The organism is Enterococcus sp. AZ048, assembly GCF_051715125.1.
GTDB classification, from domain to species: Bacteria; Bacillota; Bacilli; order Lactobacillales; family Enterococcaceae; genus Enterococcus_A; species Enterococcus_A gilvus.
Window position 1 is genome coordinate 97,624 of sequence record NZ_JBIOTD010000001.1, and the last position, 23,055, is coordinate 120,678.

Annotated in this window: 25 protein-coding genes; 18 read left to right on the top strand and 7 right to left on the bottom strand. The window is 46.0% G+C overall.

Annotated elements, in window-relative coordinates; genetic code table 11:
• The first annotated feature begins 12 nt into the window (after positions 1-12).
• From IGI66_RS00485 to lpdA, 7 genes are all read left to right on the top strand, one after another.
• Entirely contained in the window at positions 13-750 is a 738-nt protein-coding gene (locus tag IGI66_RS00485; protein ID WP_314579787.1) for an SDR family NAD(P)-dependent oxidoreductase, read from the top strand.
• Between the two features lie 9 nt (positions 751-759).
• Positions 760-1,038 carry a hypothetical protein gene (locus tag IGI66_RS00490; protein WP_010782156.1) on the top strand — a complete coding sequence of 93 codons (279 nt, stop codon included), beginning with the start codon at positions 760-762 and terminating at the stop codon, positions 1,036-1,038.
• A gap of 287 nt (positions 1,039-1,325) precedes the next feature.
• A complete protein-coding gene (locus IGI66_RS00495; RefSeq protein ID WP_086305940.1) occupies positions 1,326-2,282 on the top strand; it encodes a sugar-binding transcriptional regulator in 957 nt (318 codons plus the stop codon).
• A 15-nt stretch (positions 2,283-2,297) separates the two neighbouring features.
• Positions 2,298-3,302: a thiamine pyrophosphate-dependent dehydrogenase E1 component subunit alpha gene (locus IGI66_RS00500; protein WP_438846986.1), complete on the top strand. Its 1,005-nt coding sequence runs from the start codon at positions 2,298-2,300 to the stop codon at positions 3,300-3,302.
• A gap of 126 nt (positions 3,303-3,428) precedes the next feature.
• Positions 3,429-4,406, top strand: a complete 978-nt coding sequence (locus tag IGI66_RS00505) for an alpha-ketoacid dehydrogenase subunit beta (protein ID WP_288226261.1) — start codon at positions 3,429-3,431, stop codon at positions 4,404-4,406.
• Between the two features lie 13 nt (positions 4,407-4,419).
• Positions 4,420-5,637, top strand: coding sequence for a dihydrolipoamide acetyltransferase family protein (locus IGI66_RS00510; protein ID WP_438846988.1), 1,218 nt, complete (start codon positions 4,420-4,422; stop codon positions 5,635-5,637).
• Positions 5,638-5,650: 13 nt separating this feature from the next.
• Positions 5,651-7,042, top strand: a complete 1,392-nt coding sequence (lpdA, locus tag IGI66_RS00515) for a dihydrolipoyl dehydrogenase (RefSeq protein ID WP_438846990.1) — start codon at positions 5,651-5,653, stop codon at positions 7,040-7,042.
• Positions 7,043-7,088: 46 nt separating this feature from the next.
• Here the strand turns inward: lpdA and IGI66_RS00520 are convergent, their stop codons facing one another.
• From IGI66_RS00520 to IGI66_RS00540, 5 genes are all read right to left on the bottom strand, one after another.
• The gene (locus tag IGI66_RS00520) at positions 7,089-8,423 is read right to left on the bottom strand and encodes a GntP family permease (RefSeq protein ID WP_301516455.1); all 1,335 of its coding nucleotides are present in this window, start codon (positions 8,421-8,423) and stop codon (positions 7,089-7,091) included.
• A gap of 65 nt (positions 8,424-8,488) precedes the next feature.
• Positions 8,489-9,262 (bottom strand): 3-hydroxybutyrate dehydrogenase, encoded by a 774-nt coding sequence (locus tag IGI66_RS00525; RefSeq protein ID WP_438846992.1) that lies wholly within the window; start codon positions 9,260-9,262, stop codon positions 8,489-8,491.
• Positions 9,255-9,914: a 3-oxoacid CoA-transferase subunit B gene (locus IGI66_RS00530; RefSeq protein ID WP_114525236.1), complete on the bottom strand. Its 660-nt coding sequence runs from the start codon at positions 9,912-9,914 to the stop codon at positions 9,255-9,257. Before IGI66_RS00530 ends, IGI66_RS00525 begins: the two co-directional genes overlap by 8 nt.
• Positions 9,908-10,564: a CoA transferase subunit A gene (locus tag IGI66_RS00535; protein WP_301516454.1), complete on the bottom strand. Its 657-nt coding sequence runs from the start codon at positions 10,562-10,564 to the stop codon at positions 9,908-9,910. Before IGI66_RS00535 ends, IGI66_RS00530 begins: the two co-directional genes overlap by 7 nt.
• Positions 10,565-10,579: 15 nt before the next feature.
• Entirely contained in the window at positions 10,580-11,761 is a 1,182-nt protein-coding gene (locus IGI66_RS00540; RefSeq protein WP_114525238.1) for an acetyl-CoA C-acetyltransferase, read from the bottom strand.
• 200 nt (positions 11,762-11,961) lie between these two features.
• Here IGI66_RS00540 and IGI66_RS00545 point away from each other — a divergent pair, with 200 nt between their 5' ends.
• Positions 11,962-12,861 carry a LysR family transcriptional regulator gene (locus tag IGI66_RS00545; RefSeq protein WP_114525239.1) on the top strand — a complete coding sequence of 300 codons (900 nt, stop codon included), beginning with the start codon at positions 11,962-11,964 and terminating at the stop codon, positions 12,859-12,861.
• A gap of 56 nt (positions 12,862-12,917) precedes the next feature.
• On the opposite strand, the gene proC is transcribed toward IGI66_RS00545, so the two are convergent.
• Complete coding sequence (proC, locus tag IGI66_RS00550; RefSeq protein WP_081633635.1) at positions 12,918-13,730, bottom strand: pyrroline-5-carboxylate reductase; 813 nt, start codon at positions 13,728-13,730, stop codon at positions 12,918-12,920.
• A gap of 146 nt (positions 13,731-13,876) precedes the next feature.
• Between proC and IGI66_RS00555 the strand changes: the two genes are divergently transcribed.
• From IGI66_RS00555 to IGI66_RS00595, 9 genes are all read left to right on the top strand, one after another.
• Positions 13,877-14,863 carry a helix-turn-helix transcriptional regulator gene (locus IGI66_RS00555; RefSeq protein WP_301516453.1) on the top strand — a complete coding sequence of 329 codons (987 nt, stop codon included), beginning with the start codon at positions 13,877-13,879 and terminating at the stop codon, positions 14,861-14,863.
• Positions 14,830-15,138, top strand: a complete 309-nt coding sequence (locus IGI66_RS00560) for a hypothetical protein (protein ID WP_086305934.1) — start codon at positions 14,830-14,832, stop codon at positions 15,136-15,138. Before IGI66_RS00555 ends, IGI66_RS00560 begins: the two co-directional genes overlap by 34 nt.
• A 66-nt stretch (positions 15,139-15,204) precedes the next feature.
• The gene (locus IGI66_RS00565) at positions 15,205-15,555 is read left to right on the top strand and encodes an iron chaperone (protein WP_301516452.1); all 351 of its coding nucleotides are present in this window, start codon (positions 15,205-15,207) and stop codon (positions 15,553-15,555) included.
• Positions 15,548-15,913 (top strand): VOC family protein, encoded by a 366-nt coding sequence (locus IGI66_RS00570; protein WP_438846996.1) that lies wholly within the window; start codon positions 15,548-15,550, stop codon positions 15,911-15,913. Before IGI66_RS00565 ends, IGI66_RS00570 begins: the two co-directional genes overlap by 8 nt.
• 189 nt (positions 15,914-16,102) lie before the next feature.
• Positions 16,103-16,993, top strand: coding sequence for a sulfite exporter TauE/SafE family protein (locus IGI66_RS00575; RefSeq protein ID WP_086305931.1), 891 nt, complete (start codon positions 16,103-16,105; stop codon positions 16,991-16,993).
• 101 nt (positions 16,994-17,094) lie between these two features.
• Positions 17,095-18,651, top strand: coding sequence for a WD40/YVTN/BNR-like repeat-containing protein (locus IGI66_RS00580; protein WP_438846998.1), 1,557 nt, complete (start codon positions 17,095-17,097; stop codon positions 18,649-18,651).
• Between the two features lie 180 nt (positions 18,652-18,831).
• Positions 18,832-19,494 carry an HI_0552 family protein gene (locus IGI66_RS00585; protein WP_438847000.1) on the top strand — a complete coding sequence of 221 codons (663 nt, stop codon included), beginning with the start codon at positions 18,832-18,834 and terminating at the stop codon, positions 19,492-19,494.
• Positions 19,495-19,575: 81 nt separating this feature from the next.
• Positions 19,576-19,806 carry a DUF1858 domain-containing protein gene (locus tag IGI66_RS00590; RefSeq protein ID WP_010782140.1) on the top strand — a complete coding sequence of 77 codons (231 nt, stop codon included), beginning with the start codon at positions 19,576-19,578 and terminating at the stop codon, positions 19,804-19,806.
• Positions 19,806-21,137 (top strand): DUF438 domain-containing protein, encoded by a 1,332-nt coding sequence (locus IGI66_RS00595; RefSeq protein WP_438847001.1) that lies wholly within the window; start codon positions 19,806-19,808, stop codon positions 21,135-21,137. The genes IGI66_RS00590 and IGI66_RS00595 overlap by 1 nt, the downstream gene beginning before the upstream one ends.
• A 117-nt stretch (positions 21,138-21,254) precedes the next feature.
• Here the strand turns inward: IGI66_RS00595 and IGI66_RS00600 are convergent, their stop codons facing one another.
• Positions 21,255-22,289, bottom strand: coding sequence for a thermonuclease family protein (locus tag IGI66_RS00600; RefSeq protein WP_438847003.1), 1,035 nt, complete (start codon positions 22,287-22,289; stop codon positions 21,255-21,257).
• Between the two features lie 317 nt (positions 22,290-22,606).
• On the opposite strand from IGI66_RS00600, the gene IGI66_RS00605 reads away from it, so the two are divergent.
• The gene (locus IGI66_RS00605) at positions 22,607-23,026 is read left to right on the top strand and encodes a MarR family winged helix-turn-helix transcriptional regulator (RefSeq protein WP_086305926.1); all 420 of its coding nucleotides are present in this window, start codon (positions 22,607-22,609) and stop codon (positions 23,024-23,026) included.
• The last annotated feature ends 29 nt before the right edge of the window (positions 23,027-23,055 follow it).

Consider the following 23,055-nt stretch of genomic DNA (forward strand, 5'->3'; position numbering starts at 1 on the left):
AGGAGCAGGCGCATGAAAGGGAAAGTAGCAGTAGTCACTGGTGCCGCTAAGGGCATCGGCAAAGCGATCGCCGAAGCATTCGCCGCAGCAGGCGCGAAGACAGTGATCGTAGATTTTGACCAAGACAGCGGTGAACAGACGGCGGCCGAATTTTCCGCACGTTTTTCTGAATCGCTATTCATCAAAACCGATGTTTCAGATCCTGAAGCGGTCAAAAAGGCGAGCCAGCAAGCGATGGCGCATTTCAAGCGGATCGATATTTTAGTTATCAATGCCGGCATCAGTTATTTGCATACGATGGAGGATATTTCGATTGAAGAATGGCAGCGTGTCTTGCGTATTAATTTGGACGGCTCGTTTTACACCTTGAAGGCATTCTCTGGGCCGATCCTGGAACAGGAAGGGAAAATCATCTTTATTACTTCTGGTTCAGCGATCACAGGGACCGGCGGCGGCATGCATTATGCTTCTTCCAAAGCGGGACAGCATGGCTTGATGCGGGCTGCTTCGAAGGAATTTGGACCAAGAGGAGTGAACGTGAATGCGATCGCGCCGCGGGTGATCCAGACGGATATACTGGATACCCTCTATCCAGATGATGCCAGTCGAGAAGAGTTAGTAAAGAAAATCCCGATTCAGCGGATCGGTCAGCCAGAGGATATCGCGAACTTGGCCTTGTTCTTGGCACGTCCAGAGAGTTCGTATATCCATGGACAGATCATTCTAGCAGATGGGGGAAGAACCTATTAAGGAGAGCATATGAAAACTATTTTAGTGGTCACGGGGACGTCAGAAAACAAACGAAACTTTGCAGTAACCTACATTGACACCTATATGAAGGAACAAGGAATCTCCGATGTTTCTGTCGTCGGAGAAAGCATCTATGATGTGACAGAAGTGGGAGAAGACATTTCAGCGATCGTGGCGATCGGTCAGCCTCAATTTACGACCGAGCGGCCAATCATTGACGGCACCCCGTTCATTACGAAATTCAATATGGATACTTGCTGCCAGCAGCTGCTTGAGAAAATTTCCTAGCAAAATACGAATGAATGAAGGCCAGTGATTTATTTTTTCTGTCGGGCGACCTGCAGCAAAGGAAAATCGCTGGTCTTCTATCATTGTGAAATGCCGTGACATTTGTTCCGAAAACCGCGCCGTTGGAACATCGGATAAAGATGCGCTTGTGAACGAAATCATTTGGTGAAAGCGTTGACACTTGCGACGTCGACTCTTATGATGACAGTGTGACATATGTTAAATATAGGAACATATGATAATATCTGGTCGCAAATAAAAGAGAATCGTTATAGGAGGGAATAAAGATGAGTTATTCCGACGATGCCCGATTACTGACGGAGATTGCTTCAATGTATTACGAAGAAGGGGCCAAGCAATCGGAAGTGGCGAAAAAATTCAACATCAGCCGCTCACTGGTTTCTAAATATTTGGCGAAGGCGCGTTCTTTAGGATTGGTAGAAATTATTATTCATGACGATCTGGTTCATCCGTATCGTCTATTAGAAGAAAAACTGGTAGAGAAGTTTGAGTTGGAAGAAGTGATCTGCATTGCACCGGCAGCGGCAGAAATGCTGAACAAACGCATAGGCATCGCAGCGGGTAAATACTTGTCTCGCATCCTGACAGGAAATGAAACGGTCGGGGTCTCAGCCGGAATGGTGGTCCATGAAGCGGCGCAAAATTTTTTGCCGAAGAATCAAATGGAGAATGTTCGTTTTATTCCGCTGGTTGGCGGATTAGGGCAAGAGCACACCGCTTTACAAGCCAACGTGGTCTGCGAGATTTTTGCCAGAAAGAGCGGCGGCTCGGTGTTGGAGCTGCATGCGCCGATCACAGTGGATTCAGCGGAAGCCAAACAAGTATTTATGGCACAATCGTTTATCAAGAACGTGTTTGATAAAGGGAAAAAAGCAGATATCGCGTTAGTCGGGATCGGCGGCCTGCCTGCCTATTCCACGATGACCAAAGCATATTTGCCAAATGAAGAAGTACCCCTGAGAAAGGAATTATCTGCTGGCAATGTGTCGGGAGATATTTGCTACAACTTTATTGATGAGGAGGGCGAACTTGCAGAGTGTACGTGGAACGACCGCGTATTAGCGATCAGTTTGACAGAATTGAAGAAGATACCAAAGCGGATCGGCATATCTGGCGGCAAGGAAAAAGTCAGCGGGATACGGGCGGCACTGAGAGGGAATTTGGTCAATGTGCTGATCACCGATGAAGAGACAGCGAAAACGTTAGTAGAAGAAGATAAATAAAATGGAGGCGCATAAATGATGACAGCAACGGAAAACATCTCGATTCCGAATCGAGCAGGATTGACGGATGAAGCGTTCATAACGCTTTACCGCAGAATGTGGGAAATCCGATTCTTTGATGAGAAGGTCGATCAATTATTTGCGAAAGGCTTGATCCACGGAACGACTCACTTGGCAGTCGGACAAGAATCCACCGCGGCGGGCAGTGGCGCTGTTTTGAGAAAAACGGACTGGATCACCGCCACGCACCGCGGGCATGGACAAACCATCGCCAAAGGGACGAATATCAATGAAATGATGGCGGAGCTCTTCGGTCGGACGACGGGAACCAACAATGGGAAAGGCGGCTCCATGCATATCGCCGATCTAGATACAGGAAATCTTGGCGCAAACGGGATCGTCGGCGGCGGATTTCCGATCGCAACGGGCGCTGCGTTGACTTCAAAGATCAAAGGGGATGACAAGGTGGCGCTGGCCTACGCTGGCGACGGTTCGACCAATGAGGGGAGCTTCCATGAATCCTTGAACTTGGCGTCAATCTGGGCATTGCCTGTGGTCTTCTTTATTGAAAACAATCAATACGGAATGAGCGGGCCCTTCAAAACCATGATGAATGTGGAGCGTTTGTCAGAGCGGGCGAAAGCCTACGGGATCGAAGGGATCACGATCGAAGGAAATGACGTGATCGAGGTCATCAATACGACCTATGATGCGGTCGAAAAAGCCCGTCGGGGGGAAGGTCCAACCCTGATCGAGGCCATGACCTATCGTTGGAAAGGCCACTCAAAATCCGATGCGAAGAAATACCGCACGAAGGAAGAAGAAGAAGACTGGCGCAAGAATCATGACCCAATCAAATTGGCTCGTGAGAAGTTTGTGGAAGCAGGGATCTTCACGGAAGAGGAAGCAGAAGAGATTCGTTTAGCAGCCAAACAAGCGATCGAAGACGCGGTGACCTTTGCAGAAGAAAGCCCGATGCCGGCGATCGAGACGATGTTTGAAGACGTTTATTCGGATTAGGATACCGGTTTGCCAGTTTTACTTCTTGCTTTAGCAAGCTAGTAAAATGGGATGCGCGATGACGATCAAACTTATTTTTCCTTTAGAAAAATAAATACTTTAGTACGAAATAGGAGGAGCAAAATAATGAGAGAAATCACTTACGCGGAAGCAGTCAGAGAAGCGATGTCTGAAGCGATGCGAGAAGATGAAGATATTTTCATGTTAGGCGAAGACATCGGCGTTTATGGCGGCGCGTTTGGTGTGAGTCGCGGGATGGTAGAGGAATTCGGGGAAGAGCGGGTTCGTTCCACGCCGATCTCTGAATCGGTGATCGCGGGCGCTGCCGTGGGTTCCGCGATGACGGGGATGCGGCCGATTTTTGAGATTCAGTTTTCGGATTTCATTACGATCGCTCTGGATCAAATCGTCAACCAAGCAGCGAAGATTCGCTACATGTATGGCGGAAAAGCCAAGATTCCATTGGTGATGCGGACTCCTGGCGGCTCAGGAACAGGCGCTGCAGCGCAGCACTCGCAAAGTTTGGAAAACTGGACAGCTCATGTTCCTGGTCTAAAAGTCATTCAACCGGCAACGGCTTATGATGCGAAGGGTCTGCTGCACGCAGCCATCGAAGACAACAACCCAGTCATGTTTTATGAGCACAAGCTCTGCTATCGGACGACGTCGGATGTGCCAGAGGGAAAATATACGATCCCGATCGGTGTGGCAGATGTGAAACGAGAAGGAACAGATATTTCTGTCGTAGCCACAGGGATCATGGTGCATAAAGCACTGGAAGCAGCCGATATTTTGGCAGAAGAAGGCATCCAAATCGAAGTGGTCGATCCACGCACGTTGGTTCCGTTGGACAAGCAAACGATTATTGATTCGGTTGTTAAGACAGGGAGAGCGGTCGTTGTGACGGAAGCAGTCAAGCGCAGCGGATTCAGTGCCGAATTAGCTAGTGTGATCGCAGAGGAAGAATGCTTTGATTTCTTAGATGCGCCGATCATTCGTTTAGCCGGCCAAGAAATTCCGATGCCGTACCATCCAGAGCTTGAGAAAAAAGCAGTTCCTCAGGTTGAAGACATTGTCGACGCTTGTCGCGGACTGATGGCATAGGGGGGCGGAAAAAATGGCGAATGAAGTATTGATGCCAAAGTTGAGTTCCACGATGGATGTTGGAACGATCACGACATGGCTGAAAAATGAAGGCGATTCCGTAGAGGTCGGTGAAGCGATTTTTGAAGTCATGACGGATAAAATCGCGATCGAAGTGGAAGCTTATGATGAAGGAATCTTACTCAAAAAATATATCGGCGATGGGGATAGTGCGCCAGTGAACTCCGTGATCGCCTACATCGGTGAAGCCGGGGAAGACGTTCCGGCGGAGATGCCAGGCGCTGAAGCTGAACCAGAAGCGGCGGAAGAAGCCAAAGCTGAGAAAGTAGCGGAAACAGGTGCACCAGTCGAAGAAACGACAGTGGCGACAACAAATGTTCGCGCAACACCCGCAGCTCGCCGAATCGCCCGTGAAAAGGGCATTGATCTACAGACGATCCAAGGCTCGGGACCAAAAGGCCGAATCCAAGCGTTAGATGTGAAGGAATACCAAGCACCTGCAGCTGCGGCGCCAATGCCGAAAGCCGCGGAAGGTGAACGAATTCCGTGGAGCGGCATGCGCAAAGCGATCGCAGACAAGATGTCAGAAAGCAAGCAGACGATTCCACATGTCACTATGAATGCCGAAGTCGATCTGACAAACGTCATCGAATTACGAAAACAATTAGTGCCGATGGTGGAAGAACGGACCGACGAACGCTTGTCCTTCTTAGAAATCATCGCAAAAGCAGCGATGGTCGCGCTAAAAGCCTATCCAGAGTTTAATGCGAATGCCTACGAAGACGGGATTCAGCGTTTTGACCACGTCAATCTTGGTGTCGCAGTTGCTGTGGAGGCAGGTTTAGTTGTGCCGGTCGTAGAAAAAGCGGATCAAAAGGGATTAAGTGCGTTGACTGCAGCCGTAAAAGCGGCCACGAAAAAGGCGCGCAATGGGCAGCTGCTGCCGGCGGAAATGAGCGGGGGGACCTTTACCATCAGTTCATTGGGCCGCAGCAAAGTGCAAACCTTTAATCCCATCATCAATTTACCAGAAGTGGCAATCCTAGGCGTTGGCGGAAGCTACGAAAAATTGGTAGTGGAGAACACGCCGGAAGGACCGCAGGCCGCAACGATTACAGCCTTGAATCTTTGCCTATCCTTCGATCATCGGGTCGCTGACGGCGCGCCTGCCGCAGCATTCTTGAGTATGATCGTTGAGCTGTTGGAAAATCCAATGAGTTTGTTACTGTAGGGGGATTGCGAATATGACGAAAAAAACAGAAACAGTCGTGATCGGCGCTGGACCTGGCGGGTATGTGGCGGCCATTCGTGCGGCACAATTGGGACAAAAAGTGACGGTAATAGAAGCAGAGCATATCGGCGGCGTTTGCTTGAATGTGGGCTGCATTCCGTCCAAGGCACTGATCACGGCGGGACATCGTTATCAAGAAGCGCAGCATTCTGATTTTCTAGGCTTAAGTGTGAAGGATGCACAACTGGACTTTACCAAGACGCAGCAATGGAAAGACCAGCAAGTCGTGAAGACGTTGACCTCTGGCGTAGGGATGCTTCTAAAGAAGAATGGTGTAGACGTGATCATGGGTCGGGGGCAATTTACCGGTCCGCAAAGTATGACGATCACCACCAAAAACGGCGAAGAAAAACTGGAATTCAAACAGGCGATCGTTGCAACCGGCAGCCGCCCGATCGAGATTCCAGGCTTCAAGTTTGAAGGGCGTGTATTGGATTCCACTGGCGGATTGAATTTGAAGGAAATCCCGAAGAAGCTGATCATTATTGGCGGCGGGATCGTCGGCTCAGAGCTAGGCGGCGCGTATCGCAATCTCGGCTCAGAAGTCACGATCATCGAAGGCAGTCCGACTATCGTACCGAATTTTGAAAAGGATATTTCCGAAATCGTTGCGAAACGCTTTAAACAAAATGGCGTAAAAATTTTCACGAATGCGAAGGCGAAAAAAGCCGTCGAAACGAAAAACGGTGTGGCGGTAGAAGTTGAAATCAAAGGCAAGACGCAAACGATCGAAGCGGATTATGTGATGGTCACGGTTGGGCGGCGACCGAATACGGAAAACTTAGGTTTGGAAAAAGCCGGAGTTACGCTGACGGATAGAAACCTGATCAAAGTGGATGAACAATACCGAACCTCCCAGAAAACGATTTTTGCCATCGGAGACATTGTCGAAGGGTTGGCACTGGCGCATAAGGCCAGCTACGAAGCAAAAGTCGCCGCAGAAGTCATTAGCGGGAAAAATGTCGCGAAGGATTATCGGGCGATTCCGGCCATCTGCTTCACTGATCCAGAAGTGGCGACGGTCGGCTATACGCAAGCAGAAGCAAAAGCCGCCGGAATCAAGGCTAAGACAGCGAATTTTCCGATGCAGGCCAATGGTCGAGCGTTGTCATTGAATGCCACGGAAGGATTTGTCCGATTGGTTTTTGAAGCAGAGACCGAATTGATTTTAGGGGCACAGATCGTTGGGGTCAATGCCAGTGATCTAGTGGCGGAGCTCACGCTGGCCATCGAAGCCTATTTAACATTGGAAGACATCTCTCTGACGATCCACGGACACCCGACATTGTCTGAGATGGTGATGGATGCCAGTGAGATTGGTCTGGGACTGCCGATTCATATGTAAAAAAATAAATCTTCCGCTTAAAGCAGGACTTTAAGCGGAAGATTTTTTAATACATCAATGAACCAACAATGATGATAATTATCTCAGCAATCAGGGTTCCCATAAAAACAGTCGTAAAGGCTTGCTTAAAGCCAGTTTTATGATTCAACCCAGTCAAGCTCAAGAAGGTCAATAATACGCCACTTTGGGGAACAATCGTCAAAATATTTGAAGCAACCGCTGCAACGCGATGGATCATTTCGGGATTCAACCCAGTGGATAAATAATATTCTGAAAAGTTTGGCATCACGATTCCCAATGCACCAGAAGAAGATCCTGTGATCGCGGACATCGCAGAAGTTAGAACGGTCAAACTGATCAAGGGACTGCCGGGAATATTCAAAATCAAGTCAGAGAAGATTTTGAAGCCAGGCGCAATCATCACTACCGCACCAAAAGCCACAGCAGAAGAAGTCGCAAAGATCGGCCCAACGGAACCAGTCGCACCGACACTTAATGAACCGATTTTATCTGGAATATAACGGTAAAAGAGAATCAATGCCAATAAAATACCCACGATCAAAGCAACGTAGATGATATTTTTTTTGATGAAATCATTCCCCAATACACTGCCTGAGATCGCGATAAGAACTAGAATGGTCAATGGCATGATACTGGCAATAAACGGGGGCTGTTTACGATCGGAAGCTTCAGTTTGAGCACCCGATGTGTAAGTGGAGAAGTTTTCTCCTTTGGCTAAACTTTTTTTCAGCGTGTAGTTCATGTAAAACAAACCAAAGATCACGCAGCCGATCCCGCCTAAAATACTAGGAATCGCCGCCGCAGTGAGGGAGGTATCCAAATATTGGATCGGGATCACGTTCTGGATCGCGGGTGTTCCCGGTAAGACTGTCATCGTGATCGTTGCTATTCCCAGCCATAAAGGTACTTGAATCAAATTCCAAGCAAGGTCCATTTTTTTGAACAGTGATTTTGCTAAGGGCAGCACTGCGAACATGACGACGAACAAACTGATCCCGCCGTAAGTTAGGATCGCACTAATGATAAAGATTGCTACTAATACTCGATAGGGATTGTCATACCCGACTTTTTGTAAAATGAAATCGGCGATCGAGACCGTCGCATTGCTGGCTTCCATCAATTTAGCCAAGATCGATCCGAGTAAGAAAATGGCGAAATAATTTAGAATATAGGTGGACAGTGCGCCCATATAGTTATTTGGCTGATTTCCTAATAGAGAAGTTACGACATCCATTTGATTCAAAAGAACAACGATCACGGTTGCCAAAGGGGCAGCAATGATGATATTGATCTCCTTAAGTGAAAAGTAAATGATGGCAGCAACGCCAAGCAGGACGCCGAGTGAACCAAGCATACTCATGATTTTCCTCCTTCATAGAATCAGCGAGCGAAAATAAAGTGTGATTTCCGCTCGCTGTTCCCCGTTTATTGAGCGGTGTAGCCGCCATCAAGTAATACGGCTTGACCAGTGACGCCTTTTGCCTTGTCGCTGGCTAGGAAGGAAACGTAATCGGCGATTTCTTGGACATCGATCAGTCGTTTTTGGGGCACTAATGGATAAAGCACTTCTTCTAGAACATTTTCCAAAGGAATGCCGCGTGTTTTCGACAAGTCTTCAAATTGACCGCGGACCAAAGGTGTATCTACATAACCTGGGCAAATAGCGTTTACTGTGATGCCTGAGTCGGCCGCTTCTAAAGCTGCTACTTTTGTTAGCCCAACGATGCCGTGCTTGGCCGAATTGTAGGCCGATTTTCCTGCAAACCCAATCACGCCATTGATTGAAGCCATGTTGATCACGCGCCCGTGTTTTTGTTTTTTCATAGTTGGCAATGCTCGTTTGATTGCGATAAACGGTGCAACTAACATAACCTTTAACAAAAACTCAAATTTCTCAGTAGGAAAATCCTCGATCATAGCCACGTGCTGTAAGCCGGCATTGTTTACTAAGATGTCTAAGCGGCCATAAGTTTCGACGGTTTCATCGATTGCCGCATTGATTTGTTCTTCCTTGGTGACATCGCAGACGAGCCCTAGTGCTTCATGGCCTTGTTGATTATAGGCGGCCACTTGTTCGTCTAATTTTTCTTTATTGATGTCTGAGAATACGACGATTTTTCCTTCCTTTAAGAATGTTTCTCCAATTTGTTTTCCGATCCCGCTCGCAGCTCCTGTAACGAATACGACTTGTTTAGACATTTTGTATGTGCTCCTTTTTTATGTTTTTGATTAACGGCACTTCAGTAGCCGCCTGAATTTCTTCGAATGTAAAATCTGGATAGATTTCTAATACTTCAACGCCTTCTGGGGTCACTCGAAAGACACCCATTTCGGTGATGATCAAATCAACGATCCCTTGTGCAGTCAGAGGAAGGGTACAATTCTTCAAAATTTTTGCGGTCCCTTTGCTTGTATGCTCCATCGCGACGATGACTTTTTTAGCACCAGTTAGCAGGTCCATTGCGCCCCCCATCCCGGGAACCATCTTTCCTGGAATCAGATAATTGGCGATATTGCCGTTTTGGTCCACTTGCAACGCGCCTAAAACAGTCACATCGACATGACCGCCGCGAATGATCCCAAAGGAGGTGCTGCTGTCGAAAAAGGCGCCTCCAGGTTGGATCGAAACAGGCTGACCACCAGCGTTGACGATGCTTGGATCGATTTCTTCTGGTACGGGTCCGAGACCAATAAATCCATTTTCGGATTGCAGGGTGACATGGATGCCTTCAGGAATATAATTTGCTACTTTCGTAGGCAAGCCGATCCCCAGGTTGACAAGGGAGTTATCGGTCAATTCTTGAGCGACTCGTTTAGCGATGCGCTCTTGCATTTGCTCTTTAGTTAACATGCTGGGCCTCCTTCCACGATATAATCAACAAAGATATTTGGTGTGTGGACAAAAATTGGATCGATCGTCCCAGTTGGAACGACTTTACGAGCTTCCACGATCGTTGTTTTTGCATTCGCTGCCATGAGATGATTGAAATTGTTTTCTGAACCGGTATATTGGAGATTGCCCGATTCATCTGCCACGTCTGCAAGGATCAAGGCGACGTCAGCCTTTAATGGTTTTTCTAAAAGAAACTCGCGGTCATCTACGGTCAATACTGTTTTTCCTTCTGCCACGAGGGTCCCGACGCCGGTGGGTGTTAGAAAGCCGCCTAATCCATAGGCACCCGAACGAATCTGCTCGATCAATGTGCCTTGCGGAACTAGATCAATGATCGTTTCACCTTCGTTCATTTGACGACCAGCTTCGCGATTCAGTCCGATGTGAGAGGCGATGATCTTATCGAACTGCTTCTTCACCACCATCTTACCAACCCCTTTATCAACAAAACCAGCGTCATTACAAATCAGGGTAAGATTTTTCACCCCTTTTTCGACTAGCGCATCGATCAATGCTTCTGGAGTGCCGTTTGCCATGAAGCCTCCGACCATAACGACATCTCCGTCATGCACCATTTCGACAGCTTTAGTTAGCTCAATTCTTTTCATGCTATTCCCTCGCTTCTACCTTTTCTTCACGATCAAAGAAGTTCCCTGACCGCCTCCGATACATAGTGTTGCCAAACCATACGCCGCCTCTCTGCGCTTCATTTCATGAACCAATGAGACTAAGATTCTAGCACCGCTAGCACCGATCGGATGACCCAATGCAATCGCGCCTCCGTTGACATTGACTTTTTCAGGAGCCATCTGGAGTTCAGACATTACGCAGATCGCTTGTGAGGCAAAGGCCTCGTTTGCTTCGATCAAATCAATATCAGCCATTGTAAGGGAAGCCTTGCTCAACGCTTTTTTTGTTGCTGGGATCGGTCCTGTTCCCATGATCTCAGGCGCAACGCCAGCACTTGCGTAGCTGACGATCTCTGCTAAAATCGGCAATCCAAAGGCCTCAGCCTTTTCTTGGCTCATGATCAAGACAGCGGCAGCGCCGTCGTTGATCCCTGAAGCATTTCCAGCTGTAACGCTCCCGTCCTTTTTGAAAGCCGGGCGCAGTTTTTGCAGCTTCTCGAAGGTCGTTCCTGCTTTAGGGTATTCGTCCTTTGTAAAGGTGAGGTCGTCTCCGCGTCGTTGAGGGATCGTGACCGGCACGATCTCATCAGCGAATCGGTCTTGTTCTAAAGCAGCGTTAGCTTTCTCCTGACTGTCCGCAGCAAATTTGTCTTGTTCTTCACGGGAGATAGTGTATTTTTCTGCAATATTTTCTGCGGTGATGCCCATGTGATAGTGGTTAAAGGCATCTGTAAGTCCGTCATGGGTCAACGTATCGATAATTTTCCCGTCACCTAGACGGCCGCCCCAACGATGATCTTTTAGTACATAAGGGGCTTGGCTCATGTTCTCGGTGCCGCCTGCGATGATGACGTCCGCGTCTCCACAAGCGATTGCTTGAATAGCCAGCTCGATCGATTTTAAGCCTGAGCCGCAAACCATATCCAGAGTAAAGGCCGCTTTTTCTACAGGAATCCCAGCGTTGACCGCGATTTGACGGGCTACGTTTTGTCCGAGCCCGCCGTGGAGCACATTACCAAAAATGACTTCATCAACGGCTTCAGGGGTTATTCCAGATTGAGATAAAAGCTCTTTTACGACACGTTCGCCTAAGTCAACAGCGGAAATGTTTTTTAGCGTGCCGCCAAACGACCCAATCGGTGTTCGTAGAGCAGAAGTAATGACGATTTTTCTCATGATAGAAACTCCTTAAAAATAATTTAGTCAATTAAAAGCGCTTTCAACTGATTTCGTAATTAGCATAGCAGGAAAAAATAGCAATGGAAAATAGGAAATTTTTAACGAGCTATAAATTTTTTTTATGGAATTTGCTTTTGACAATTTTAAAGAATCTGCCTATTCTAGAAAGAAGAGAGAATACACTTAGGAGGTCTGTTATGGATATAAAGCATCTTCGTTATTTTATATCAATTGTAAACAACGATTTCAATTTAAGTCGAACCGCTCAGAATCTCTATATTTCACAACCAACATTAAGCATTATGATCAATGATTTTGAAAGCCGTGAAGGCACAAATCTGTTTAAACGGACGAATGGAAAAATCATCGGTCTGACCTACGTGGGCGAGAAATATTATTATGATGCACAAGAGGTTATAAAAAAATACAATGAGATGCAAGTGAATCTTCATGAGGCAACTGAAACGATGGCAGGCAGTATAACGATTGGTATTCCGCCGTTGATTTTGTCCGTTATTTTCTCTACGATCATGCCAAAATTGATCTTAGACAATCCGACGATCAATTTCACGCTAAAAGAGCAAGGTGCTCATCGCTTAAAAAGTGAATTGCTGTTAGAAAATATCGATATTGCTGTTTTGCTTTCGCCAGAGGGGATTTCTAAAAATATCATTGACTCCTTTGAGATCCAGTGTTCAGAGCTGGCCGTATTTTTATCGCCCAATCATCATTTGGCAACGAAAGAGACGATTGACTGGAAGGACCTCCACAATGAAAAAATCGCGATCTTTGATGAAAGCTTTATGATCCATCATTTGTTCAAAGACGCCTGTGAGAGGAACAATGTTTACGCGAATATTATTTTAAAATCAAGTTCATGGGATTTTATGCTGAATTCTACGAAGATCAACGAAGAACTGCTGACGATCCTTCCGCTGCCGATGGCGGAGCAGTATGCTTCTGCTGATTTTGTGGCTCGTCGAATGAATGAGCCGATCATTTGGAAGGTCATGATCTGTCGATTGAAGAAAAATAATTATACGAACACAGAAAAATACATCTACGATACGTTGTTGGAGCTATTCCACGCAAACTAATCCTGAAAAAGCCTTGGCAATTACTGCCAAGGCTTTTATCAGATTAGTTTAAACGATTATTTCTTCCCTAACTCCTCGTCTTTACGGATCGTAGCATCAATGCCTTTGATCACTGTTGAAATGAAGGCATTGTCTTCTAATTCAACGATTCCTGCGACAGTCGTTCCGCCAGGGGAGCTTACGCGATCGATCAGCGTCCAAGGATTTTCATCGCTGTGAGCCAAGGTCTGCGCACTGCCTAAAATGGCTTGCGTCGCCATTTCCAAGGCGATGTCTTTCGGCAACCCATTCTTCACCGCTGCACGAGCAATCGAATCGATGAATAGGAAGGTGTACGCTGGCGAACTTCCAGCGATCGCGGTGAAGATGGAGAAATATTTCTCCTCTAAGGGCCATGCTTTACCGACGGCATTGAATAGATCAATGATCGTTGCGACATCTTCTTTTGTGGCGCTTGGGTTTCCGCAAACAGCTGCTGCGCCTTCACCGACCATCGCGTTCATATTGGGCATTACCCGTACGATTCGAATCGGTTGGTCGGTTTCAAACACGTCATAGATCGCTTCTGTACTGGTTCCTGCTGCGATCGAGACGATCAACGGGTCCTTTTGCAGAATTGCTTCTTTGGCTTCCAATAGCACGCCTTTAATGACATTCGGCTTCACAGCCAAGATCAGTGTATCGACCGTTTGAATGACTTCCTGCGGATCGTTTAATGCATGGGCTCCGACTTTTTCCGCAAATGCTTGGACCTTTTCTTTGGAAATGTCGTATAAATAAATATCTTCTGGTTGGCTAAAGCCGTTTTGAACGATGCCTTCCACGATCGCGGAGGCCATATTGCCGGCTCCAATAAAACCAATTTTCATCATAAATTCCTCCTCAAGAGTGTTTGAATCAAATGTACGAACACTTCAATAGTGGTACAATCAATAAAGAAAGTATATGCTGTTTCATGGTTGTTTTAAATAGTGTAGGAAAAGAAGAAAGTGTTCGATTATAAGGTGGTGACAGGATGGATGCAACAACGACGCAGGATACGCGTTTTTATCAATTTTTGAAGACGCTGGATTGCTACTTAGGAGATGACGGACAGATGCTAGGGGAGGTTCAGCGGTTTGCCGAGAATCCGCAGCGAGAGATCGCGGCTTTTGTGACGAAGGATTCGACAGATCGAATCGAAGTGCCAGACGGCTTCCTTCGCATCCTCTATGTGATGAAGGGGACGGCGATGATACAGCTAGATAATACGGAGAGATGCCTGACAGCAGGTGGGCTGCTGCTAGTGAATGGCGCTGCGCAGCTCTCTTATACAGGGAGCTTAGAGACGCAAGTGCTGACGTTTTATTTTAAAGCGAGCTACTTCACCGAATCCTTGCTAGGGCAAATTTTCGAGGAACCTCTATTGTACCGTTTTTTTATCGAAGCATTAAGTGAGGAATTTGTTGGCATTTCACGCTTTCTGGTTTATGATTTTGCAGGAGAGACCGACGTTCATTTTTATGCCCTGCTTTTATTGAAGCAGGTCGTCAAAATGGCCTATTTCAATAACAAAGTGACGAAGGCCGCCTTTGTGCTGCTGATTGTTGAGATCAGCCAAGCCCCTCCTGAGGGCTTGATCGCAAAGGACAGTGTCGTGTCGAATGGTCAGTTGACTGAAGAGTTGCTGGCGTATATCGATGCGCGATTGGAGCAGGTGACATTGGAAGAGGTGGCGGAAAAATTTCATTTCCATCCGAATTATCTATCGAGCTTATTGAAGGAGAAGACGGGTCATTCCTTTACGGAGATCGTCTTATTGAGAAGAATCGAACGCTGCAAAAAATATTTAGAACAGACAGACCTGACGGTGCAGACGATCGTGGAGCGATTGGGGTATAAAGATAAAGCCTTCTTTTATAAACGCTTCAAGCAAATCGAAGGACTCACACCACGTCAGTATCGGAAAATGCGAGAGGAAGAAAACGAATGTATGAAGACCTTTTTGCCGAAGTGCAATTGACCGTAGTAGAACAACCGATCGAATGGGTAGAGGACCTGCCGCTTTATCGCGGACATCTCAAGGAATTGCCCTTCATCACAGGGGAAGGCCCCTCGAAAAAAGCGATGTACCAGCAATTAGCGGCACAATATCAAGAGTATGCCGCATTGAATCAAGTGGAGGATAAAGAGGAAGAAATGACGTCTTCATTATTAACGGCAGATCAATTGTTGAAATATTATGATGGCGAGACCTTCGACGGCTTTTCATTAGGAGACCTGTTGAAGGACGAATAGAGCAACTTTGTATCCCTTTTCAATTCTTTCAGCTAGACTGGGTAAAAGATAAAAAGGAGTGATCAAATGTCCTCAATCGAAAAATACATCCACGAGGCGAACCAAGAGCAGCAGCCGAAGCTCAATGAAATCTATCAGCTTATCAAAGAAATAGTGCCAGTAGAAACGACTGAAAAAATCTCTTATGGGATGCCGACCTTTTATTTAAAGGAAAATCTCGTTCACTTTGGCGGAATGAAAAAGCATTTAGGGTTTTACCCGGCGCCTAGTGCGATAGAGGCCTTCAGCGAGGAGCTAACGGACTATAAAACCTCCAAAGGCGCGGTGCAATTCCCGTATGATCAAGAATTGCCGACGGCTCTCATCACGGACATGGTGCGTTTTCGTTTGAAGGAGGTGGCGGAGAAACATGCTTAAAGGAATCGAGATCATGCTGTATGTCAATGATGTCGCAAGCGCCGTCGCCTTTTGGCAGCAAGGCTTCGATGGGACGCTCGTCTCGCAGCAGCCAGTGACGAAGGAAAGCCTGCAGGCAACAGTCCAACTACTGGAGAGTGTCCAGCTTGTTTTGTTCGACCGAAAGTTCATTGAGGAAGTCTCACCTGAAGTGGTGGACAATTTCCCGTCGTTAGTAATGAGGGTGTCCGATCTAGCGGCCTATCATGAACGTCTAAAAATCGTAAGCCCGAATGTGAATCCGATCATGGAACAAGGGGATCGGCGGCTGTTTAATTTCGCGGATTTTGAAAATAATTATTTTGTGTTGAGTGAGTGACCTTCAAGCGATTGAAGGTTCTTTTTTTTGGAAAGATTCGTCGAGTACTCGCTCATAGAATCCTTCAAGGTTTCTTGGACGGCTATCATCAAACTATTAGTGGATTTCAGTCAAAATCCTTGTGAATTGTTGTATTATCTTAGAAGGAAAAAGAGCTTTCATTGATTATTTTATTCAGAGGAGAAAATGATGGTACAAATTTTGTTGGGACTGCTGGCAGTCTTATTGGTTTATTATTTGTTTTATTTTATTCGCGATCTGATCGCAGAACGTGGAAATTGGGGCGGCGGAAACTTTCTGGTGTCTGGTGTGATCGGGTTTGTTACAGACGCGATGGATACGTTGGGGATCGGAAGCTTTGCACCGACGACGATGTTGGTAGAAATGACGAAGCAATTAGACAATGACCGTCAATTACCAGGCACCCTGAACGTCTCTCATACTGTTCCGGTAATTATCGAGGCCTTCATCTTTATCACTGTGGTGAAGGTGGCACCGTTGACGTTGTTCTCTTTGGTGATCGCAGCGATCGCCGGATCTTACATTGGTTCAAAAACAGTCAGCAAGCTGCCGGAGAAGAAAGTGCAGTTTTATATGGGTATCGCCTTGATCGTCACGGCTGCCTTGATGGCGATGAAGCAGTTGGGCTTATTGGATTTATTAGGCACGGGCAATCACCTGACAGGGTTGACGGGGATTAAATTGATCATCGGGATCGTTGGGAATTTTATCTTAGGGGCGCTGATGACGATCGGTGTTGGTTTGTACGCGCCTTGTATGGCACTCGTCTATATGCTTGGGCTAAGCCCTTTAGTGGCGTTTCCTATCATGATGGCTTCGTGTGCGGGCTTGATGCCAGTTGCAGGAACAAACTTTATTAAATCGGGAGATTACTCACGAAAAGTCAGCTTAGCGATTACGATCGGCGGTATCTTTGGTGTGATCGTTGCGACTCGTTTCGTGACAGGATTAGATATGACTGTACTGACTTGGATCGTGATCGCAGTCGTTCTTTACTCAGGCTTCACCTATATTCGCAAAGGTCTGCCAGAACAAGTGGGACGGTTGAAGAAGTTCTAGAGAGTGATCTCTAGGGCTTTTTTTAAACCTCGTTTATTTGCTAGATATCCAATCTTTTTAGGCGGATAATAGAGGAGAAAAAAAGTTGAACGGGAGGACTTATGGATCAGGAATTATTGATTATCGAGCTGCTCTCTTCTGGGGAGCCGATCTATAAACGTGCAAAGAGGCAGCGAGAAAAAAATAGGATCACGGCGTTTCTGTTTTTAGTAGTATCGAGTGGTCTGTTTTTTGGGATCGGGAGTATTGTCTATCAATGGATGGATGGGTTCGCGCACGCGATGGATACTCGCTATTGGCTGCGGGGATTTTACCACTTTTCACTAGTATTAGGTATTCTCAGTGTAGCTGCGGTCGCGGTATTTTTCATCGTGAATGAGATTCAAGGGGTATGGGTACGCCGATCTTTCCAGCAATTTTTGGAACGGCTGGTAAGACGGGCAGCCAAATATCCGATTATTTATCAAGACCGTGAAGCGTATTATTTAGCGGAAGAGCCCAAAAAGCCGATGATTCGTTTATTGAAGGACGACTGTCTCGAATTGACCACGACCTTTGACGGTGCTTCGGTTTGTTTAGGAGATCGCCAAGAATTTTTTGGTTTTTCTTCGATGCAATTATTTGTATTAACAAGCGAACCGCCGCTGCTCCCAGTCGCGTTTCCTCAAGCGCACAGGATGAATTCGAAATGGCCGCTCTTGCTGATTAGTTTGGTCTTTCTAGGGGCGGCGGGAGTATTTGGTTATGAGGGCCTGACGCGGCATCGCATGCTTTATGGCGAGAGCGAGGGACCTAGTACGTATTCAACAGCGTCTAGCGAGGCGCCGCGGTCAAGCGCTGGCTTACTGACGCAGCAAGGAAAGGCACCGAACAAACAGGTAAATCAAGCCAATCAATTGGAGTTGAATAATGAGACTCATGAACTGTACATGACGACAGATAGCGGAGCGGCTTGGACGTTTGTCCCGTTGAAGCCGGAGTGGTTGCGGGCAGGCAGTTATTTATTGACGACCGGTGAGATTCCAATGGGCTATTGGATGGATAAAACCTACACTGTCTCAAAGGATTTCTCTTGGTTTATTTACTCTGAAAACGAGAAGGACTTGTTTTTTCTAGCTTCAAAAGACAACGGAAAAACGTGGCAAAAAGCTCTCGTATCTGAGAACGCACAGCGCATGCGTTACCGCAAAGCACAATTCTTTGCTGATGGAAGCGGCATATTGGCCTACTCCAGCGCCTCACCGGAAGTTTCTTCGGAAGGCTTAATCCTTTTTCAAACCAACGATCATGGGCAAAGTTGGTCACAAATGAACAGTACCACGATCGGTCAACCTGTCCAAAATGTCAGCTTCGTGAACCCAACGTTAGGATTTGTTTCGACGAGGGAGAAGTTGTATTACACCAACAACAGCGGCAGTTCCTTCAAAGAGGCGGTGGTGACGATTCCCGAAGAATACCAAACAGGGGGATTGGATCTTTTTCAATCACCAAATGAGGTGACTCAAGTTAGCACAAATCAGCTAGAAGCGAAATTCTATTTGTTGAAAATGAAAGGGATCGATCAAGGGAAAATGTTCGCTTGCTTGTACCGGTCTTCGGATAATGGCGAGACCTGGCAATTCGCCGAGCAATTGTCGCAAGTCATGCCAAATGAATAACGGGAACTTCCATTGGAGCATAAGAATAAATGAACTAGCAGCTATCGAAGAAATTACTGAATCAGGAAGAATTCAAGGCACTTTCTCAATACGAGGAAGTGCCTTTTTGCATAGGATTTCGTTTGAATAAATCCTATGGGCTGTTTACAATAGGGACGACTGAATGGAGAGGTGAGGACTATGGAGACCGTGCGCGCGGATTTTCAATTATTTGATCGGGAGTATTTTACTTTCAAACAACTGAAGGCGCAGCATTCAGAGAAAGAGCTTGAGAAAATCAAAAAAGAGTATAAAGAACATTGGCAAAAGTGGAAAGCTATACAGATGGCTGTCGCGGACGGCTTGCCGAAAGAATTTCACATGGAAAAGCCGAAAATTGAAAGCTGGACGAATGGCTGGAATTTGCGCAATCATTTTTGGTGTGCGTATCGTGATCCTGCACATCGCAATCAAAATGCCTGTTTAGCAGTTCTGCTGAATAAAAAGCAATTTCAAGTGTATCTAATGTTTCAGCATTATAAAAGTGAGGAACGTTCAGGAAGCTTGGCAGCGTACAATGACCTGCTGCCGACTTTGGCTGAATGGTATTTACAGGTGGAGAGCAAAAACTATTTTATCTGGCCGCAAACAGAACATGAATTGGACGATCATCTTCCGCTGACAGCGTTCTTGGAGGGGAAGTCACAGTCGGATAAATGGACAGATTCGATGAAGGGACGAAGCTTTCAATTAGGAAAGTTATTCTTTCAAACAGACGCTCTTTCTAATGTTGTTGAGGAAACCATCCACGCGATGGAGGATCTGGCACCGCTATATGCTGCATTGGATCGTACAGACAGGTAATCGGTTAAAAGAACCCGTGTAAAAAGCGGAGGATGCACGTATAATGAGACCTATCAAATAAGAAAGGAGCAGCGTTTGACAATGAAGAAACTCGATTTGTCCAAATCTTTGTATGAATTAGTCACCCTTTATCCTGAAATCAAGGATTTAATGTATAAATTAGGTTTTGATGCCATCGCAAAACCGGGAATGCTGCAGACGGCTGGACGGTACGTCACGATTCCTAAAGGCGCAAAAATGAAACATATTCCAATGGATCAAATCATTCAAACATTCGAAGCAAATGGCTTTGAAGTGGAAGGAGAATTTTAATGGAACGAACAAGGAAGCAGCGTCAGGAAAGAATTGTCGAAATCTTGTCGCTGCTGCATCAAGGGGGCTCTTTTGAAGAAGCCAAAACATTGTTTAATCAAGAATTTGAAGGGGTCGACGTGACGGAGATCACGGCTGCAGAAAAGGCGCTGATACAAAGTGGGTTGAATCCGCAGGAAATCCAGAAATTGTGCAACATCCATGCCTCTGTATTTAAAGGGGCAATCAACGAGATACACCGTTCGAACCTCGAACACGAACAGCCAGGCCATCCGATCCAAACGATGAAATTGGAAAATCAAGTGCTGCAGTCGTTGCTGACGGATGAAATCGATGGTCTTCTGGTTAAAATAAAAGCGGGGGATTGGTCTCAAAAGCCGCGCCTGATCCATGCGCTGGAAGATCTGCTGCAGATTGATAAGCACTATGCTCGGAAGGAAACGTTGATTTTTTCTTATATGGAAAAGTACGGCATCACTGCGCCGCCAAAAGTTATGTGGGGTGTCGATGATGAGATTCGTGAGCAGATCAAGGCACTGATCCAATTGACAAAAGCAGACAAGATAGCCTATAACCCTATCGCTGAAAAATGGGAAGCAACAAAAAACGAGCTGGAAGAAATGATTTTTAAAGAGGAAGAAATCATGGCACCTATGACCTTAGATGTTTTCAGCCTAAAGGATTGGGAAAAAATCGCAGAAGATAGTTTTGATATCGGCTTTTCTTTTATTCCAGAACCTTTGCCGTGGAAAGCGAGCCAAGCCTCACTAGAACAAGAGCAGGAACGAGAACCGGCTCGGCAGCTCGCCATCCAACAAGCCAAGGAAACAACGGAAGGGATTGCAGCTGGTCTTGCGGCAGAAACCGCAGATGTCTCTGCCGAAGAGCATTATGATTGGGAAAATGAAACGTCGACAGAAACAATCGTTTTGCCAACGGGAACAATGAAGCTGGAAGAAATGATCGCCTTGTTCCAAGTCTTGCCTGTGGATCTGACTTTTGTAGACAAAGAAGATCGGGTGCGCTTTTTCTCAGAAGGAAAAAGCCGAGTCTTCCCCCGTACAAAATCAGTTATTGGACGAGAAGTCGTCAACTGCCATCCGCCAAAAAGTATGCATATCGTGCAGCAGATCTTAGATGATTTTCGCTCGGGTGTCCGTACAGAAGCTGATTTTTGGATCGACATGCGTGGGAAAAAAATCTATATCCGTTACTTTGCTTTAAAAAATGAATCGAATGACTATCTAGGCTGCTTAGAAGTCACACAAGACATTACAGACATTCAGGCGATCGAAGGACAAAATCGATTGCTAGAAGGTAAAACAAACTAATTAACGTAGAAAAAAGAGTTTTCGTGTATGCGGCAACTCTTTTTTCTACGTTTAAAGCACCTCCGACATCAGTAGAAGAAGATAGAGAAAAAAGGATGCCAAGAGGCACCCTTTATCTTAATAACATTTTGAACAAGGTGTTAGACCGCTATTTTGTGCAGATTCCAGCGAAGCCGGTGAATACGTACCATTTCCACATTTGTGGGTGTGGTATTTGCTGCCGGTCGGCGTAACGTAAACCGTTTGTCCCTGTGCAGGTTCGGCTGCTTGTGCTTGTTGCTGCGCCTGTTGCTGTGCTTGGGCCTCTGCCTGCGCTTGAGCCGCTGCAGCCTGTTGTGCTTCTGCCTGTCTTTTTGCCTCTGCTTCTTGAGCGACTCGTTGTTCTTCTGCTTTTCGGGCGGCCTCTGCCTCGTCTGCGAGCCGTTTTTCTTCGGCCTTTCGAGCGGCTTCCGCCTGTTCGGCTGCTCGTTTCGCCTCTGCTTCTTTCGCTTCTTGCTCTTTGCGTAGCTGTTCTGCTTGGGCTGCTTTTGCAGCTTCTGCTTCTGCACGTGCTTTTTTATAATCATCAGCGGCTGCTTGGTCATAACCTTTTCCCGCTTGAACGTAATTTTCAATACTCCATATGTTTCGCTGTTGTTCTTTTGCTTTTTTTTCTGCCTTTTTGATTCTATCAAGGTACTTTGTGTTTTTTCCTTTAGTGTCGCGAACCATGACCAAGCCTTCGTCAGCAAGTGTTTCTTGAAGAAGCTTACCATCAGCCCAAACATAGACTAATTCTCTTTTTTTGCTGTCACGTTTGGTACCTTTGTCATATTCGATCTGGATTTTTTTAGCGTTTTTCAGAATTTCTTTTGTTCGGTCTTTCGCTTCCTGCGCGTAAGGATTGTCCTTTTTTAGCTTGGGTGCTTGCGTCAACAAATACTTGGCAGTAACGCTCTTGCCGTTTTTCAATTTAAAACGCGTAGTGTTCCCATCAACATACTTTTTAACTTTTACAGTAACCTTTTTATTCGCTTTTCGTTTGGTAGCCGTGGTTTTTTCTGTCTTTTCTTTAGCCGCAGTTACTTGGTACTGTTGTGTGGGGGTCGCAAATAGAAAGCTAGCCAAAAGTGCCAATGTGACCCCAACCTTGATCCCAATTCCCTTTTTCATGTAATACCCTCCTCATACCTAAAAATAATTACTAAAACCAATGTGTATACTTAAATAATACTATATTTTTATGTAAATAAATAAAAAAATTAGAGAAAGTGATTTTTTAATAGTAAGTTTAATAAAGTTTAGAAGGCAGCTCGCGGTCATTTTTTTAATAATAACCAAGTTCTGATCAGGAATAGATTTATTTATCTATTAATAGATAGATACCTAATTATTAGGTAGCGAATTATTTTGATTGACATTCGTTTTAAGTGCGTGTATATTCTGTTCGAACAGTTAGATATCTAATTTTTAGCGAGGAGGGTATTTGTTTGGATAAACTAGTAGTTTCTAATTTGTTGCGTTCCATCATGAACAAATCTCGAGAATCAATGGATCATCGCGTGAAGGATATGGGGGTCAGTCCACAACAGGGACGAATGATCGCCTATATTGCGCAAAATGAAGACAAGGGATTGATCCAAAAAGATTTAGCAGAAGTCTTTCAGCGCCGTGGAGCAAGTATCACCAGTATGCTGCAAGGCTTGGAGAAAAAAGGCTATATCGAACGGCGAATTCCGGCAGATAATGAACGTCAGAAAAATATCTACGCCTTACCAAAAGGCAAGGCTTTGGTGACGGAGACCAATGAAGCTTTTTATGCGGCAGAAAAAGAATTGCTTCATGCCTTGAGTGAAGCAGAAATCCAACAATTAACTGCGCTGCTCACAAAGATAGACCGCAGCCTTTAATACACAAGCAGGAATGGCCTGCTTGCGGC